Source organism: Treponema sp. Marseille-Q4130 (assembly GCF_014334325.1).
Taxonomy (GTDB): Bacteria; Spirochaetota; Spirochaetia; order Treponematales; family Treponemataceae; genus Treponema_D.
This window is the reverse complement of record NZ_JACSET010000007.1, coordinates 60,794-77,595: the sequence shown is the minus strand read 5'-3', so window position 1 is coordinate 77,595 and position 16,802 is coordinate 60,794. Positions and strand designations below refer to the sequence as shown.

14 protein-coding genes are annotated in these 16,802 nt (G+C 50.9%); 10 read left to right on the top strand and 4 right to left on the bottom strand.

Features of this window, described 5'->3' with window-relative positions; genetic code table 11:
* Entirely contained in the window at positions 1–1,149 is a 1,149-nt protein-coding gene (locus H9I36_RS08720; protein ID WP_187384969.1) for a nucleotide-binding protein, read from the bottom strand.
* A gap of 132 nt (positions 1,150–1,281) precedes the next feature.
* On the opposite strand from H9I36_RS08720, the gene H9I36_RS08715 reads away from it, so the two are divergent.
* Together H9I36_RS08715 and H9I36_RS08710 are read left to right on the top strand one after the other, a co-directional pair.
* A complete protein-coding gene (locus H9I36_RS08715; protein ID WP_187384968.1) occupies positions 1,282–2,757 on the top strand; it encodes a M16 family metallopeptidase in 1,476 nt (491 codons plus the stop codon).
* A complete protein-coding gene (locus H9I36_RS08710) occupies positions 2,754–4,238 on the top strand; it encodes a M16 family metallopeptidase (RefSeq protein WP_187384967.1) in 1,485 nt (494 codons plus the stop codon). The genes H9I36_RS08715 and H9I36_RS08710 overlap by 4 nt, the downstream gene beginning before the upstream one ends.
* Here the strand turns inward: H9I36_RS08710 and nudC are convergent.
* From nudC to H9I36_RS08695, 3 genes are all read right to left on the bottom strand, one after another.
* Entirely contained in the window at positions 4,235–4,981 is a 747-nt protein-coding gene (gene nudC, locus H9I36_RS08705; protein WP_187384966.1) for an NAD(+) diphosphatase, read from the bottom strand. The two genes, H9I36_RS08710 and nudC, sit on opposite strands and share 4 nt — an antisense overlap.
* A gap of 167 nt (positions 4,982–5,148) precedes the next feature.
* On the bottom strand, positions 5,149–5,955 hold the full coding sequence (locus H9I36_RS08700; protein ID WP_187384965.1) for a purine nucleoside phosphorylase YfiH/LACC1 family protein: 807 nt from the start codon (positions 5,953–5,955) through the stop codon (positions 5,149–5,151).
* The gene (locus H9I36_RS08695; RefSeq protein ID WP_187384964.1) at positions 5,952–7,694 is read right to left on the bottom strand and encodes a DUF5312 domain-containing protein; all 1,743 of its coding nucleotides are present in this window, start codon (positions 7,692–7,694) and stop codon (positions 5,952–5,954) included. Before H9I36_RS08695 ends, H9I36_RS08700 begins: the two co-directional genes overlap by 4 nt.
* A gap of 631 nt (positions 7,695–8,325) precedes the next feature.
* On the opposite strand from H9I36_RS08695, the gene H9I36_RS08690 reads away from it, so the two are divergent.
* The 8 genes from H9I36_RS08690 (at position 8,326) to H9I36_RS08655 (ending at position 16,794) form a co-directional block, all read left to right on the top strand.
* Positions 8,326–9,147 carry a segregation and condensation protein A gene (locus H9I36_RS08690; RefSeq protein WP_187384963.1) on the top strand — a complete coding sequence of 274 codons (822 nt, stop codon included), beginning with the start codon at positions 8,326–8,328 and terminating at the stop codon, positions 9,145–9,147.
* Between the two features lie 10 nt (positions 9,148–9,157).
* Entirely contained in the window at positions 9,158–9,697 is a 540-nt protein-coding gene (scpB, locus tag H9I36_RS08685; protein ID WP_187384962.1) for an SMC-Scp complex subunit ScpB, read from the top strand.
* Between the two features lie 13 nt (positions 9,698–9,710).
* A complete protein-coding gene (locus tag H9I36_RS08680) occupies positions 9,711–10,433 on the top strand; it encodes a pseudouridine synthase (protein WP_187385044.1) in 723 nt (240 codons plus the stop codon).
* Positions 10,434–10,586: 153 nt separating this feature from the next.
* The gene (gene rpsA, locus H9I36_RS08675; RefSeq protein WP_187384961.1) at positions 10,587–12,944 is read left to right on the top strand and encodes a 30S ribosomal protein S1; all 2,358 of its coding nucleotides are present in this window, start codon (positions 10,587–10,589) and stop codon (positions 12,942–12,944) included.
* A gap of 20 nt (positions 12,945–12,964) precedes the next feature.
* Entirely contained in the window at positions 12,965–14,512 is a 1,548-nt protein-coding gene (locus H9I36_RS08670; protein WP_187384960.1) for a sigma-54-dependent Fis family transcriptional regulator, read from the top strand.
* Between the two features lie 46 nt (positions 14,513–14,558).
* Positions 14,559–15,239, top strand: a complete 681-nt coding sequence (locus H9I36_RS08665; RefSeq protein WP_187384959.1) for a tetratricopeptide repeat protein — start codon at positions 14,559–14,561, stop codon at positions 15,237–15,239.
* 30 nt (positions 15,240–15,269) lie between these two features.
* Complete coding sequence (locus H9I36_RS08660) at positions 15,270–16,052, top strand: hypothetical protein (RefSeq protein WP_187384958.1); 783 nt, start codon at positions 15,270–15,272, stop codon at positions 16,050–16,052.
* Between the two features lie 334 nt (positions 16,053–16,386).
* The gene (locus H9I36_RS08655; RefSeq protein WP_187384957.1) at positions 16,387–16,794 is read left to right on the top strand and encodes an ArsR/SmtB family transcription factor; all 408 of its coding nucleotides are present in this window, start codon (positions 16,387–16,389) and stop codon (positions 16,792–16,794) included.
* Positions 16,795–16,802: the final 8 nt, after the last annotated feature.

The window sequence follows — 16,802 nt, the reverse complement described above, 5'->3', positions numbered from 1 at the left end:
TTATACCTTAAAGCCTTGGGCTGCAGCCTGCACCAATTTCGATTTTAACAATATGTTTTCTTTTTTCAACTGCGTCAGTTCGAACTGCTGTGTTTTGATCGTCTCGGCGAGCTCTCCGACCGTGAGCGTACCGCTTCCGACCAAATCGTCGATGACCGACAGTTTGTAGTCGTAATCTTCGTTCGCTTCTTCTTCCGCCATTTGGAAGGTTTCAGCACCGTCCGTATCGGGAGAATAGGCGTCATCGAAGGTATGCGTTTCCGATGCGAGCACTTTTTCGGCGATGCGGTAGATCGCCTGCGAAAGCACCGCCTGCGGTTTGTATACGATGATCGGCAGCTGCGATTCGAGCGCTTTTTCCTGCAGAGAATCGCGATACATGATTCCCAAGTATTCGATATCGAGTCCGAGATATTGGTTGCACGAACGGCGTATGCGCTGCGCTTTGTCCGCGTCTTTCGGATCGTCGATGAGATTCATGATGAGGCGCGGACGGAACGATTTCATGCGCGACAAAAAGAGCGCGGTGTTTTCCGGGTCGGCTTTATCGAGGGTTTCAAGCAATTTGGGGATATACAGCCGCTGGAGAGACGTCGAATCTTTGCGCAGCGCTTCGAGTCTGTCGTATCCGGCAGTTCCTTTTTTAAACGTCGTGTACATGAGGCGGAAAACGGCGTTTTTGAGGAAGAGGTAGCCGTTGAGCGTCGCAGTAACGGTCGGGGCGGTTACGATGATGCCCTGTGCGGAAAGCAAAAACATATCGAGGATGATCTGATGCGTTCCCGCTCCCAAGTCGAGGATGAGGTAATCGGCGTCGATGTTTTGAAAACTGCGCACGAGCTTTGCCTTTTGAAAAGGCTTGAGCGAGGTGAGACAGGGGATTTGACTGTCGCCCGCGATAAAGCTCACGTTTTCGTAATCGGTCGGCGCGATGATGTCTTCAAATTCGCCTTTGTCGGTGAGCCATGCGCCGAGGCTTGCCGCCGGATCCACGTGCTGACCGATCGCGAGATGCAGATTCGATGCGCCTAAATCCAAATCCGCAAGCACTGTTTTTTTGCCGGCCTGACCGAGCACAATCGAAAGGTTTGCCGACAAAAGGCTTTTGCCGACGCCGCCCTTTCCGCTCGCAACGGGAATGATTTGCATACGTCGATTATACCACACGTGCGCTTTTGTGCATAGTTGCGATCGCGCACGTTGCAATATTATGCGCTTTTATCCGAAGCATATATTGATCCCGTCGTTGCGCGCCCGTGCATCCTTTGTTATACTGCCGGTATGACTTTTTTAAAACGCACCGTGTTTACTCTCTTTTTTCTGTCGGCAGCCTTTTTCTCTTTTGCGGAAAAGACGCCGATCAAAAACGTACACCGCTATAAGCTTGAAAACGGACTTGACGTATACGTCGTCGAAAATCATGCGGCACCTCTTGCATATATCGAAATCGCGGTAAAGGCGGGCGGCATCGCGCAGACGAGCGAAAATGCGGGACTCTTTCACCTCTACGAGCACATGATGTTCAAAGGCAACGCGAAGTATCCGAATGCCGCGAGCGTGCAGCGCGCCATAAGCGATATGGGAGTGCCCGATTGGAACGGGACGACGGGCGCGGAGTGCGTCAATTATTATTTTACGGTGCCGTCATCTCTGCTCCGAGAGGGGATGGAGTTTTGGAGCTATGCGATCAGATCACCGCTTTTGGACGAAGCGGAATTCGAGCGCGAAAAAAAAGTCGTGCTTTCGGAAATCGAAGGAGGGCTTTCCGACCCGAACACGATTTACCGGTACGATATTCAAAAGGCGCTTTTTCCGAAATATCCGTGGAGATGCGATCCTGCGGGCTCTCCCGCTGTCGTGCGGAATGCGACGCTCGATCAGATCCGCGCGATTCAAAAAACCTACTACATACCGAACAACGCTTCTCTCTTTATTGCAGGCGATGTAAATCCTGAAGAAGTACACGCGCTTGCAAAGGAATTGTACGGTTCGTGGGAACGCGGAAAAGATCCGTGGATTCCGCCGATCGAACAACAGCCTGTCAATCCGCTTCCGCACACGACCTTCCGTGTTATGCCTTACGACCGGATTTCGATCGATACGGCGCAAGTGTCCGTCATCTGGCGAGGCCCCGATGCGGGCTATGCCAGAAAGGCGACCTATGCCGCCGATATGCTCGGCTACTTTTTCGACGATCCCGACGGCATCTACGTTCGAACGATGATGCAAAACGAAGCGCTCGGCATTCCCGATTCCGAGTACGTGTGGGAAGGCTATATGACCACTCGCGCGACGAGTACGCTGTCGTTCGGCGCTTTGCTTCTTTCGCCTGAAAACGATTTGCCGCAGCGCGCAGCTCTTTTTTATACGACGCTTACGGAAAATATCGTGAGCCGCATTAGGGGCGATGCGGCGATTTTTTCGACGCGGCAGTTTTCGCGCGTATATCAAAAGATAAAGGATACCTTTATCGACGACGCCGAAACGGCCGAGCGCGTAAAGACGAGTCTCCGTTTTTGGTGGATCACTGCGGATGCGGATTATTATTATCGCTATCTCGACAATATGATGAAAATCGATAAAAACGATATCGACCGATTTTTGACGGAATATGTTTCGGAGCGTAACGCGCTCGTTACGGTGCTCGTCAATCCCGCCGTGTATGAAAAGCAAAAAGAAGCGTTTGCCGCTGCCGGCTTTTCTGAAATCACCGCCGATACCGCATTTTGGTATAAAGATACGGAGGCGATAAAATGAAAGGATCTTATATGCGTTCGTTTTTTTATCGTTTCGATTTGCGTGCGTCCGCGCGGCGCGGCGGCGAGAGATACGCTTTCTTTCGGCGGATATCGGTTCCGCTCTGCGCGCTCCTGTTTTCCGCTTTTATCCTTTCGTGCGCGTCGGTAAAAACCGATACTGTGCAGTCCGCCGCTGGCTCCGTTTCCGTCCGAAAGGATGTGCGGCAACTCCGCCTTTCGAACGGCATCCCGCTCTATGTCCGAAAAAATACTGCGAACAGAAAACTCTCTCTTTCCGTCATCGTCAAAGGCGGAACTTCCTATCTCTCTCCCGAAACGTCCGGTTTGGAAAAGGCGCTCTTCGATATGATGACTCGCGGTTCGGAAAAGTACACATACGACGAACTCCGCGCTCTCGCGTACGAAACGGGATTTTCGATTCTGCCGCAGGTTTCGCGTGAAGGAGCCGTCCTTTCGATGAGCTGTATCGATTATTATTTCGACAGAGTGCTGCCGGTTTTTGCGGATGCGTTTTTGCATCCTTCGTATGATTCGCAGCAATATAAAAATCTTATGACCGATTACGCGCAGGAAATGCAGCGCTTGGAAAGCGATCCTGAAAGCATGCTCGCCTATCGGATGACGCGGACGATTTTTAAAGATCATCCCTATGCGGCAAGCTCGTCGGTAAAACCCGAATCGATCGGCAATATTACGGTCGAAGCGATGCGCTTCCTCCATGAGCGCGATACGGACGCACGGCGCATTATGATCGTCGCAGTCGGAAATTACGATGAAAGAAAATTATTAAAAAAGCTCGACGCCGCTTTCGGTTCGATTCCCTCTCAATCGTACGATCTTCGCTCCCCCGACGTACCGCCGCTTACCGTATCGGGAGACCCGATCGTCATCGGAAGTAAAGCCGCTTCCGGCACGGGCTATCTTGAAAAAGCGATGAGCGGCCCCTCGATCTTTGATGACGATATGCTTGCGGCTTCTCTCGCCGCTTCCATGTATTCGCAAGTGCTTTTCAACGTCGTGCGGGAAAAATACGGCGCGTGCTATTCGCCGAGCGCATCCGTCACTCCGATGCGGGCGGGACTTGCGAACGTGTATATATTTAAGGCGAGCGATTTGGAGAATGTCGTGCGCTTTGAAAAAGAAGCGGAGGCGATTTTCGCATCGGGCAAAGTGATCGACGGAAAAAACGATGACGGCTCGTATATTTTTTCATCCGTCGCCGACAGGCTTCGAGGCTATAAAAATCAATACGTCAATTCGTTTTACGCTTCGTCCGTGACGAACGCCGGCGTCGCTTCACGCCTCACATACAGCCTTCTCATGTTCGGAGACCCGTATGCGTACGACGAAAAAATTGCCGAACTTTTTTCGGTGAGCGCCGACGATGTACTGCGCGCATTCCGAAAATATTGGGCTGCAGGCGGCGGCCGGTGGTTTTGCGTCGTCGGCACGGAAGATATCGGTAATATTAAATTCTAGCCGTATACGCCCGTGATGAGGCGCCAGCCCATGCTCCCCCGTTTCGGGAAAGGCGGAAGCGCGTCTTTCGTAAACCACTTCGCTTCGACGAGTTCCGATTCCTGCACGCGTATGTCGCCGCTTTTATATTCGGCGCGAAAGCCGAGCATAAGCTGGTCGGGAAAGGGCCAGCCCTGGCTTCCGACATAGCGCAGGTCTTTTATTTCGATGCCGACTTCTTCGCGTACTTCGCGTACGACCGCCTGTTCCGCGCTTTCGCCGATTTCGATAAAACCCGCAATACACGTATGGATGTTTTGATTGCGCCCTCGGTGTTTTGCGAGGAGGAGCTTATCGCCCTTTGTTATCAGCACGATGACGCAGGGTTCGATGCGCGGAAAAAACTGTGCGCCGCAATTCGTACAGTTTCGCGCGGAAAGCTTTTCGTCGTCGGTGAGAGGGGCGGCGCAGGAAGGGCAAAAATTATACGAAAGGCGCCATGAGAGCATTCCCTTTGCGCGTGCGGCACGGGTACCTTCGCTTTCGTCGTGTTCGGCAAAATAGCTTCGGATCGGGATGAGTTCGTAATTTTCATCGACTGTGCCGTCTTGAAGGAGGGCGGCTGTGTATGCGTACGGCGTTTCCGAAAACATATCGCGGACGGACTTCGATTCGCACAAAGCGTGCCACGCTTTTTCGTCGGGCAGCGCGTGCGAATCTTTACGTACGAGCAAGTCGTTGCTGCGGAAAATATAGTAGTCCATAGACAGGCTTACTATATCGAGCGGACAGTCTTTTGTAAACGTTGCACTGTATGTCGCGGCAAAAACGAAAATTGATAATGAGTGAAAGAGAGAGCGGACGCTGCCGTTTCGAGCGGCCTTATGAAATTCAAAATCGACTTTTTATGCTGTCCGCTGTACGCGCGCACTCAGCGGATCCATCCGCAAAAGGCGGCCTGTACGGTAAAAGGCTTTTGCACGTCGCCGCCCGTTTCCCGCCTGAACGATCCGAAGCGCTCGTCGCATCCGGTGCAGTCATCGCATACGGCGATATTTTCGTCGCGGACGCCCGAGGCTTCGAGGAGTGAAAGATTTGCTTTTTCAAGCGAAAGCCGGTAGCGCTTTGCATTTGCATATCCGCTTTCGTATTCCCGTACGCAATCGTCGCAAAAGTTCTTTTTAAAATACGATGCGCGCTCTTCGTCTACGATATAACAGCAGCTTCGTATATGCGGACCGAGCGCGACGGATAAGTTTTTTACATCGGTTCCGTATATTCGCCGCATTACGGCGATCGCTTCCGTAACGATTCCCGTTCCCTTCCATCCCGAATGGGCGACGCCGAAGACGCCGCGTTCCCGTTCATAAAAAAATATCGGCATACAGTCCGCCGCCGTGACGACGGGCATGAGCGATGTACGATCGGTCACGATACCGTCGCCCTGTAAGCCGTACGTATCGGAGGCGGATGAGACGGAGTATACGATTTTCGAATGGATGAGTTCAAGCGGAACGGGATCACACGGCGCACCGTTTTGCGAAGCGCTTCCGCCCGATGTGATTTCTTTAAGCAGCGTATCGCGCGTTCCATTCGTTTCGTTCCAGCGGAATCGCATGCTTCCCGCTTTTTTGAGCGTCATGCCCCAAAAGGGCGCATCGTGCAAGAGCGGCTTACCGCCTGCGTAAAAAGGACGTACCGCATACGGCTCCGTACAGGAGAGGGTGATGCGAGTCATTCTGCCGCCGCCGCATCGGAAGGGGCTTCGCGCGGCAAATTGAAGGGTTCGATTTCCGCGAGAAGCTTGAACGCGTTTTGCAGCAAACTCCGGACTTCGAGCATTTTATCTCTGAAATCCTGATTGTCGCGTCCTTGAATCGTCATAAGGTTTTGCAGCGCATCGTAGTCTGCGCTTTTGCTTTCATTAAAAATGCCGGAAAAAATATTTTCGATCGTACGACATTCTTTGCAGAATGCGCTGCCGAGTTCACGGACTTCCGCTTCGATTGCGAGCATCAGCGAATCGATACGCTCCTGTCCTTTCAGCGAGCGAATATGTTCGGATGCGATGCTTTCGAATACGATACCCTTCGTACCGCGCGGGGCAAGCGATTCGGTAAACGCTTCGATTTTTTTATTTGTCGAGGCAAAATCGTTGACGGCTTCGGAAAATTCGATGCGGTTTTCGTTTTTTAGAAAGATGCCTTCAAGCATGAGCGTCGTAAGCGTCGGCATCGCTTCTCCGTATTTATTCGAAGCAAACCACGCTAAAAATCCCGCCGTCATTTCACAACGGAACGGAATGCCGCCCCACAGCGATGCCCACGGACGGTACGGCAGTTCGGGAAATTCCTCCAGTCCGAAATGCACGGTAAGCGAATCGACGAGCTGATGTTTTTTTCTGTCGGCGAGCCATGAATTCCACCTCTCGTCGAAGATCGCTTTCCATTGACCGCGGAATTTTATCGACCAATCTTCCGCACCTCCGAACGGCTCCGGAAGCCACGTACAGTTTGCGTGGACAATGCGCCCGATCGGAACGAGCGGAACCGTTTCGATAAATATACGTATGCTTGAAAGCGTCGCCGCCGCTTTTTTCAAAAAATCTTTCAGCGCTTTTTCGGAGTCGGCATCGAGGGCGAGCGTACGCGTCGCTTTTCGCTGAACGAAGAAAAAGAGGCTTTCAAGCACTTCGTTTGAAATCGATACCCCGTTCGACAGCACTCGCGCGAAGGATGCGTAATCGGTGTGCGCGTTTCCGAAGGGACAGGTGTGCGAGCTCGATGCGATCGCGGTAAATTGCGCGAGAAAGTGCAAATACGGCAGAGCGGTAAACTGCCTCAGCCATTCTACGGCGCGCACCGCTTCGTACATATTCGCCTTTGCTTCGCTTGAAATGTCGCGGATCGCCGCATCGAGTTTGCGTGCAAGTGAAACGCGCAATTCGTTCGTGAGCGGCCGGTCGAACGGGATCGCATAGGGATCGGCTTCGTTGTCGATGTGTTCCGCGATTTCGGGCGCGACGAAGGTACTTAAAAAAACGTAGAATTCGCCGGAGTTCTCATATGCCGCGGCGATGTAGGGTTTGAAAAAAGAAGCGCAGTCATGAATGTCTTTGAGTTTTTCGTAAAAGATCGATTCCAATACGCCGTGCGGAAAATCGATCAAGCCCGGATGCGCACGGGCGATTTTTCGTGCCGTATCCGCCATAACGTCTTTATTGTAGAGCGTCTCCCGGCTTTGATTCGTAAGCAGCGCGCGCAGCCATAAAATGAAACGATACAAAGGCGATTCGGTTTGTATACGGACTTGGAGCGTTCTCGTGTCGGATGCCTGTTCTGCCGGAACCGAAAGCGGCTGCGGAGGCAAAGCCGCAGTTTCCTGTTTCAGCCTTTCAAGCAAAAACCGCCGTTCTTCCGCACTTATACCGGAGACGAGTTTATCGAAAGAATTGTTGAACGCTTCGTTTTTCAACATATCGCTTGCCAGTGTACTTTATATCGGAGCGAATGTCGATTACGAGATGCGTTTACTCCGTTGCGATTATTCGTTTCCGTACACAATAAAAAAAGCCGGCATAACGCCGGCATTTGCGGTCACGGCAATAAGCGCGCTGTATGCGTTCTTTTGCCGACCTTCATTTCATGCGCGGTCATTCCGACCGGCTGAATATCAGTGATCCAAGACAGCTGTGTACGGGGGATTTTCAACCATAGGCTGCCCTCCTTACCGCTCGTCCTCAACGGCGCTAACCGTTCCGGCGTGCTTCTCACGCTCTGTCCCTTTCACCGCTTGTAAGTATACCACAGATTTCAAATAATGCAAGCAAAATTTTTTAAATTTTCTCCTTGTCCGAAAGCTTCGATTTTCCGACGATTTCCCTGATTTTTTTTTATTGTTCCGGAGGTTGAGATTTTATGCCGTTTTGCCGATAGTTGAGGTAAGGAATCTGTACGCTGAAAACGGATGTACAGCTCCCAAATTGAAGATTTACTCGCTGTGCTGTTTTATGGGACGGCTATTTTAATACACGCTGCCGCCCCATACTTTACAGCGGAACACGCGGGGTAATTTCCTCGCAGGCGTTTGATGTTTCGAGAGGCATAAAATGGCGGAAGAACAGTCGGTACTCCAAAAAACGGCGGATACGGCAAAAGTAAAGCGCAGCTATACGGCGGGCGAATTCGAAGGCCCGCTCGATTTATTGTGGACGCTTATCAGGGAAAGCAAAGTCAATATCTACGATATTCCGATAGCCGAGATCACCGATCAATATCTTGAATATCTCGATTATGCGGTGCAGACCGATTTGGGCGATCTGTCGGAATTTTACAGTTGGGCGGCGAAGCTTCTCTATATCAAAAGCCGTATGCTGCTCCCCGTTGAAATCGAGTATGACGACGATGACGAAGATCCGCGGCAGGAGCTCGTCGACCGCCTTATCGAATACCAAAAATTCAAACGCTTGTCGCAATTGATGGAAGATCAGGAAGATACGTCGGAGTGGAATTTCGAACGCGCGAAGATCCAGCGCGTGCTGCCTTTCGACAAAGACGACGGCATTTGGGAGCAGATCGATACGTGGGATCTCCTTCAGCAGATGCAGCGGATTTTCCGCGACATGGTTTCTCAGTATTCGAACGAAAAGATACTGAACATGTACGAAGAGATTTCGATCAACGAAAAGATCACGCTCATGAACGAAAAGCTCGAAGAGGCGGGCGAGTGTATGTTTACGGATTTGATCACGAGGCCGGGAAACGAAATGGATATCATCTGTTCGTTTATGGCGCTGCTCGAAGCGGTAAAAGACCGGATGATCGCCGTCTTCCAAAACAGGCTCTTTGGTGATATAAAGATATGCAGACTGAAAGAAGAACACGCGGCGGCTTCGGTTTCGGGTGCCGGCAGTGCAAGCGTACAGGGGTGACGGAAGCGGTATGGAGCTTGAAAAAGAAACGGCATTGATCGAAACGATCCTCTTTCTCGAAAGCGAACCCGTGAGCGAGCGTTCGCTTGCGAATATTTCGCAGCTTTCGAGCGAAGTCGTCAAAAAGTGTATCGACGCTTTAAAAGAACGCCTTGCCGAAAAGTCGAGCGGTATCGAACTGCAGATGATCACCGGCGGCTGGTCGCTCGTTCCGAAAAAAGAATTGTGGCAAGCGCTGCGGGAACGCTACGGTTCCAAAAGCGAAGGAAAGCTTTCGCGCTCGGCTATGGAAACGCTTTCGATCATCGCGTATTCGCAGCCGATCACACGCGGCGAAATCGAAGCGATCAGAGGCGTGTCCGCCGACAATATGATCCGTCTGCTTTCGGAGCGAAATTTAATAAAAGAAGTCGGCAAAAAAGACGTGCCGGGAAAACCGGTGCTCTTCGGCACGACAAAAGAATTTTTAAAATTTTTCCGTTTGAACAGCATATCCGAATTGCCGAAGCTCGACGAAGACGAAGCCGAGAGGTTCGAGCTTGCCCGCTGACTTTTCGTTTCCGATGAGGCTGCAGGCATACCTTGCTCGATCCGGTGTCGCAAGCCGCCGCGCGTCGGAAGAGTACATCGCGTCCGGCCGCGTTTCGGTAAACGGAGAAATCGTTACGGCGCTCGGTACGAAAGTGTCGTCCGGCGATAAAGTGGCCCTCGACGGCAAAATAGTTTCACCCGAAAAAGAGTTCCGCTACGTACTCCTCAATAAACCTGCAGGCTATGTGTGCTCTCTTTCCGATGAAAAGGGGAGACCCGTCGCATCCGATTTGTTAAAATCCGCGTATACAGAAAGGTTGTACAATGTCGGACGCCTCGACATGTTCAGCACGGGATTAATAATTTTTACGAACGACGGCGGCTTTGCGGCAACCCTTTCGCATCCGTCGGCGGAACTCGAAAAAGAATACGCGGTCGAAACGAGTACGCATATCCCGCGTACGCTTGCAGCCGATTTTGAAAAGGGCATCCGCATAGACAATGTATTTTACCGCTGCATCAAAGCCGAAGAACACAATGCACGAAAAATGCACATCGTTTTGATCGAAGGCAAAAACCGTGAAATCAGGCGCGTGTTCGAATATTATCAAGTCGGCATCAAATCGCTTGAGCGCGTGCGGATCGGAAACGTAACGGTCGACGGACTTAAACGCGGCGAGTTCCGCGATCTAACGAAGGGCGAAGTGCGCGGTCTTCTCGCACTGTGCAAAAATTCGGGAACGGAGCGATTTTAGAAAGGCGCGGATATACGCTGTGCGCCAGTGCGCACGGTTAAAAACTTTTTCGGAAATTGATTCGAAGTCCGCGAAAGCGGACACGTAGAATCAGTTCTTTGCAGAACGAGCCGAAGGCTCTAATTTCCTGCAAAAGTTTTTATGGGAGGATATATGGTTATTGCGATAGACGGACCGGCGGGTACCGGTAAAAGCACGATTGCATCTCTTATTGCGAAAAAGCTCGGCATTACGTTTTTAAACAGCGGAAGCTTTTACCGCGCGCTCACGCTCGCGCTTTTAAAAAACGGCATCGATTTGAATGACGAAGGGGCTGTCGTCGATTTTTGCAAAAAACAAAAACTCGATTACGTCGATTCGCATTTGATTCTAAACGGCGATGACGTCGAATCCTTGCTGCACGCGGACGAAGTGAGCGCTCACGCGGCAGGCGTGTCCGCGTTTCCCGAAGTACGCCGTTTTGTCAACGCTCGCCTTCGCGAATTAACAAAATCGCTCGACATCGTTTCGGAAGGACGCGATATGACGACCGTCGTATTTCCCGATGCCGACTGTAAATTCTATCTTGACGCGTCGCTTGACGTGCAGGCCGAGCGGAGATTCAAACAGGGCGTGAGCGGCATGACGCTCGAAGAGATCAAAGAAGCGATAAAGAAGCGCGACGAAATCGATAAAAACAAAAAAGAAGGCGCACTCGTCATTGCTCCCGACGCCGTATATATCGATACATCCACCTTGACGATAGAGAAAGTTTGTGAGATAATATTAAATCAAATTCACGAAAAAGGGTCAAAGATGGAAACACAGGAAGTGGAAAAGGAACAAAACCAGGACTCCAAGGATAAGTTCCAGACACAATTAGAAGAATCTCTGAACAGTTTGAGCACGCCGGAAAACGGACAGCTCGTCGACGGGACGGTCGTCGCGGTTACCGACGATACCGTATTTGTCGATGTAAACTGCAAATCGGAAGGCAGAATCCCCAAATCGGAGTTCGGCTCAAAGGTGCCGGAAGTCGGGGATACGGTTACGGTTAAACTCGTCAATAAATTCGGCAAAAACGGTCCGGAGATTTCCAAACGGCAAGCCGATGAAAAGCGCTTGTGGAAGGATATTACCCAAGCGTTCAAAGATAAAACGCCTATAGACGGCACTGTATCGAAGGTCGTGAAAGGCGGCTTCGAAGTCGATTTGGGCGGCGGCATACACGCGTTTTTGCCGATCAGCCAGTCCGACAGCCAAAAGGTCGAAAAACCCGAATCGCTCATCGGTACCGAAAGCAAAATGTATATCGAACGGCTGTACTCCGACAACAAAGCGAACGTTGTCGTCAACCGCAGAAAATATCTCGAAGAGCAGATCGATAAAGCCCGCGATGAATTTTTTTCGAACGTAAAGATCGGCGACACGGTAAAGGGTACCGTAAAGAGCTTTACAAGCTTCGGCGCTTTCATCGACTTGGGCGGATTCGACGGTCTGCTTCATATAAACGATATGAGCTGGGGGCATGTCGCCCGCCCGAAAGATTTTGTCAAAAAAGGGCAGGAGATCGAGCTCAAAGTGATCCGCATGGACGAAGCCGAAAAGCGCATCAACCTTTCGCTCAAGCACTTTACCGAAGATCCGTGGATGCACTTTGAAGATACCTATCACGTCAACGATGTCGTAAAGGGCAAAGTGACGAAGCTTACCGATTTCGGTGCCTTTATCGAACTTGAAGAGGGCATCGAAGGTCTCGTGCACATAAGCGAATTTTCGTGGACGAAAAAAGTCAACAAGCCGTCCGACATGGTAAAAGTCGGAGACGAAGTCGAATGCATGATCCTCGGCTACGATATTCAAGCCGGCCGCGTATCGCTGGGCTTAAAGCAGGTCACGGCGAATCCGTGGGATACGATCGGCGAAAAATATCCGGTCGGCACGCGCATAAAGGGCAAAGTCGTAAAGATCACGAATGCGGGCGCCTTTATCGAACTTGAAGACGGCATCGACGGATTTTTGCACGGCGACGATATTTCGTGGACGAAAAAAGTCAAGCATCCCGGAAGCGAACTCGAACAGGATCAGGAAGTGGAAGCGGTCGTCATCGAAAACGATGCGGAAAGCCACCGTATCCGGCTCGGTATCAAGCAGCTTACCGACAATCCGTGGAAGCTCTTTGCCGACGCGCATAAACCCGGTTCGACGCTCGAAGGCGAGATCACGTCGATCACGGAATTCGGCATTTTCGTCAAAGCGCCGGAAGGCATCGAAGGTCTTGTCAATAAAACGAATTTGAGCGAAGACCGCAACGTACCTTTTGAAGAGGCGGTAAAAAATTATAAAGTCGGCGATAAAATCAATGTGTACGTCGTCGACGTCAACGTCGAAAAAGAAAAGATCGCTTTTTCCGTGCGCGAATTCAAAAAGGCGCAGGAGCGGGCGGCCATTTCGCAGTATATCGCAAAGCCCGATGAAAACGACGGCGCGTATACGTTCGGCGACTTTCTGCAGACGCAGAAAAAAGATTAATAATTTTACCGAAAACCGAGATGACTTCGATTGGTTTAGATGAACTGAATACGCTCATCGAAATCAACAACAGAATCAATTCGAATTACGCGGATTTGGACGCGCTGCTCGCATACATTCTTGAAGCGGCGATGCGTCTCGTTCACTGCGAATCGTCGTCGCTGCTGCTCGTAAACGCCGACGGTACGCTTCGATTCGTCATCGCGTTGGGGCCGAAAGGGGCGGAAGCGAAAGACATCCCTGTCGATAAAAACAGCATTGCAGGTTGGGTTTCAGCTCATCGGCAGCCGCTCATCCTTCGGGATGTCGCGCGCGATCCGCGCTTTTCCGATCACGTGCAGCATAAAACCGGCTACGTTTCCAAAACGATGATAGCGGTCCCGCTGTGCGTGGGCGACGAGTGCATCGGCGTCATCGAATTGATAAACAAAGCGGGCGGACTGTATTTCGATGACGACGATCTTGAAATACTCAATATGCTGTGCAATCAGGCGGGCATAGCGTATAAAAATGCGGCGAAGTATCAATCCGCGCAAAATAAAATCTTCGCGCTGCAAAATACGATTTCATCGGGAAGCGATTATCATCCGTTTATCGCAAAAAGCCCCGTCATTTCGGATTTGCTGAAAATGATCGACGGCATTGCGAAGACGAATCTTTCGATCATCATAACCGGCGAAAGCGGTGTCGGAAAAGAGCTTGTCGCCGAACAGATACATCGAAGAAGCGATCGCTCGGGAAAGCCTTTCGTGCGGGTCAACTGCGCGGCTCTTTCTCCTTCGCTGCTCGAAAGCGAGCTTTTCGGGCACGTAAAAGGCGCGTTTACCGACGCGAAAGTCGATCACAAGGGCTACTTTGAAACGGCCGACGGCGGAACGATCTTTCTCGACGAAATCGGCGAGATGCCGCTCGAACTGCAGGCGAAGCTTTTGCGCGTCATACAGTCGAAGCAGTTTCAAAAAGTCGGATCGAGCAAAACCGTGTCCGTCGACGTGCGCGTCGTCGCCGCAACGAACCGCGACCTCGAAGCGATGATGAGCGAGCAAAAGTTCCGAAGCGATCTGTACTTTCGCTTGAGCGGCATACCTTTAAAAGTGCCGCCGCTTCGCGAGCGGAAAGAGGATATCGGCGCTCTTGCCGATTTCTTTTTGCAAAAGTTTTCGGGAGAGACGAAAAAGAATTTTACCGGTTTTTCGCGTTCGGCTATGGATGCCCTTTATTCGTATTATTGGCCGGGGAACATCCGCGAACTCGAAAATTCGATCGAACGCGCATGCGTGCTCGGTACGCCGCCTCTTATCAATGCGCTCGATCTCCGCATCGGTTATGAAGAGCGCGGAAGCGGGAAAAACGAAATCGAGTGCATGGCGGAGGAATACGCGTCCGACGTGAGCGGCGACCGTTCGCTCAAAGAAGCGGTCAATAAATTTAAAAGCGCCTATGTGCGGAAAATTTTGGAAGAGACCGCTTGGAATAAAACGAAAGCGGGAAAAATACTCGGCATTCAGCGGACCTATGTTTCGCGTCTGCTGAGCGACCTTCGCGACCGCGAAGAACTGTCGGAATAGATATGAATACGGGAGTATGATAAAAGCGAGATTATCGGGAGTAAATATGATTGAAAAAAAATTTGAAAAAGCGACTGCAGGCGAACGTCTTTCGCAGTTTATGCTGCGCCATCGTATGCAGATCATCATCTCGGCGGCCGTCGTCATCGGTGCGATAGTCGTATACGGCATTTCCGCCGCCGTCGTTTCATCTTCAACGACGAAAGGCATTTCATTTGTCGATACCGTAGAATACGATCTCATGAACGCTTCGGATCCTCTTTCGGATGCGGAAATCGAATCAAAAAGAAGCGATGCAATGACGAAACTTACGCCTTATCTTTCGAAAGGCGGCATCGTCGGTGTGAGGGCGAATATGCTCGCTGCCGGCATCGCGTACGGGCGAAAGGATTATGCGGCGGCAAAAGCTTATTGGGCGGCTGCCGCAGCGAAGGGCGCGAAGTCGTATACGGCGCCGCTTGCGTATTACAATATCGCCGTCTGCGATGAAAATACCGGAAACTTCTCCGATGCGGCGGCGAGTTACGGAAAAGCTGCGGACGTGAAGGATTTTCCGCTCGCGTCTCACGCGCGTTTTTCCGAAGCGCGCACCTACGAAACGCTCGGCGATTATAAAAAAGCGGCGGAAGCGTATGCGAAGCTCAGTGCAGGCGCGCTCGGAGATGCGTGGACGAATCTTGCCGAAACGCGCCTTATCGCGCTGAAAGCAGAAGGCAAAACCGAGTAACGAATATATCGATATAATTGTTTTTTTTACATGAGAATGGGCGGCGGCATGCGGAAAAACTGTCATGTATACGAATTGTTTTTTCTTGCAGCGTGCTGCCTTTGTTTTTTCGGCTGCGGACTGGAAGAGTATTATGTGCTCGAAGCGCCCTTTCGTATATACAACACGCCGAATGCGGATACGACGTATGACAATAAATATTTCGATTTTGTGACGAACGAAACCGGAAACTCGAGCATAAGCACGTCATTCGATTTTTTAGGAACGGCCGTTTATTATAAAATCTACAATCGCTACGAATCGATCGGCAGCGTTACGTCCGCGTTGAGCAGTGCAAACAATTCGACGGAGTATTCGGCTGCGGCGACCTTGCTCAGGGATAAGTATAAATACCGCGAGCTCGGAACCGCTTCGGGAACGACAACTCCGCTCATCGCATCGACCGGTGCGGACAGGCGCATCTATATTCGCTTGACGAATTATCAAACCGATCCTCGTTATCAGGCAAAGATCATCGTCGGTTATACCGGCAGCAGCGTCGCCGCCGGCACATGGATTCCGAAGCGGGAAGGGAATCGAAATTCCTTCGATTTCGGCAGGACGAGTCTCGATCCGGATACCAATAAACTTCCCGTGGAAGGTGACGACGACTACAATTATTCGAGCTCCGGATTTTCAAGCGCGTATCCCAACACCTATTTTGTCGATATGTATGCCCTTTCCGTCGGACACGATACGACGCGTACGATGTATTACAGCAAAGTGCTGCACCTCGGAACGGTCGCGATTAAGGCCGGAGAGACGGATAACTGATGCCGACAGTACGCGTTCGTATCGCGTTACGCAGATCGGATTTAACGATGCGGCGCGCATTTGCAATCATTTTCATGGATCGCCTTTGTTGCTACCGCTGCTCTCGCGCAGTTCGGGGTTAACGACGCACCGCTGCAATGTGCCGATTTTCGTCTTGTAAAAATTTCTTGGCAAGATTTTGAAACTCGAGTCAATAGCGGCGGAATCATCACCGCCGTCGTTTGACAAAGTGTACCGGCAGGTGTATACTGTATCATATGCTTAAACGAATAAACGTTTAAACTTATTTGACGCATGAAATGCTGCGGTTTATAATCGGATAAAGCGGGAAGCTATGGTTAAGAATTTTCGCGCTGAAGTTCAGCGGATTTGGAAAAAATTTATTGTGTGCAAGCCCTATTTTACTGCTCTCGGCGATGAAATGCGGCAGCGCATCGTCCTCATACTCGCGGAAGCGGGACTCGACGGCATGGATGTCGCGGCGATTACCGCAAAAACGCATCTTTCCCGACCGGCGATATCGCATCATTTGAAAATCCTCAAAGATGCGGGTATCATCACGAGTCATAAAAAAGGGACGAGCGTTTATTATTTTATCTATATTCAAAATACGCTTGACAAGCTGAAGGATTTGCTTACGTCCGTCGAAAAACTTGTTTCCGGAATCGATATGCAATCGATAAAGGAAAAAGCGCCGTGGATGATCGCCCGCGACGATTATCTGCTTGCGGATGAAGCGTAAACAAAGTA

What these genes read in the sequence shown, in the direction of transcription:
- H9I36_RS08720 (WP_187384969.1), bottom strand. Translation starts at nt 1,149, where the DNA reads ATGCAAATCATTCCCGTTGCGAGCGGAAAGGGCGGCGTCGGCAAAAGC.
- H9I36_RS08715 (WP_187384968.1), top strand. Translation starts at nt 1,282, where the DNA reads ATGACTTTTTTAAAACGCACCGTGTTTACTCTCTTTTTTCTGTCGGCA.
- H9I36_RS08710 (WP_187384967.1), top strand. Translation starts at nt 2,754, where the DNA reads ATGAAAGGATCTTATATGCGTTCGTTTTTTTATCGTTTCGATTTGCGT.
- nudC (WP_187384966.1), bottom strand. Translation starts at nt 4,981, where the DNA reads ATGGACTACTATATTTTCCGCAGCAACGACTTGCTCGTACGTAAAGAT.
- H9I36_RS08700 (WP_187384965.1), bottom strand. Translation starts at nt 5,955, where the DNA reads ATGACTCGCATCACCCTCTCCTGTACGGAGCCGTATGCGGTACGTCCT.
- H9I36_RS08695 (WP_187384964.1), bottom strand. Translation starts at nt 7,694, where the DNA reads ATGTTGAAAAACGAAGCGTTCAACAATTCTTTCGATAAACTCGTCTCC.
- H9I36_RS08690 (WP_187384963.1), top strand. Translation starts at nt 8,326, where the DNA reads ATGGCGGAAGAACAGTCGGTACTCCAAAAAACGGCGGATACGGCAAAA.
- scpB (WP_187384962.1), top strand. Translation starts at nt 9,158, where the DNA reads ATGGAGCTTGAAAAAGAAACGGCATTGATCGAAACGATCCTCTTTCTC.
- H9I36_RS08680 (WP_187385044.1), top strand. Translation starts at nt 9,711, where the DNA reads ATGAGGCTGCAGGCATACCTTGCTCGATCCGGTGTCGCAAGCCGCCGC.
- rpsA (WP_187384961.1), top strand. Translation starts at nt 10,587, where the DNA reads ATGGTTATTGCGATAGACGGACCGGCGGGTACCGGTAAAAGCACGATT.
- H9I36_RS08670 (WP_187384960.1), top strand. Translation starts at nt 12,965, where the DNA reads ATGACTTCGATTGGTTTAGATGAACTGAATACGCTCATCGAAATCAAC.
- H9I36_RS08665 (WP_187384959.1), top strand. Translation starts at nt 14,559, where the DNA reads ATGATTGAAAAAAAATTTGAAAAAGCGACTGCAGGCGAACGTCTTTCG.
- H9I36_RS08660 (WP_187384958.1), top strand. Translation starts at nt 15,270, where the DNA reads ATGAGAATGGGCGGCGGCATGCGGAAAAACTGTCATGTATACGAATTG.
- H9I36_RS08655 (WP_187384957.1), top strand. Translation starts at nt 16,387, where the DNA reads ATGGTTAAGAATTTTCGCGCTGAAGTTCAGCGGATTTGGAAAAAATTT.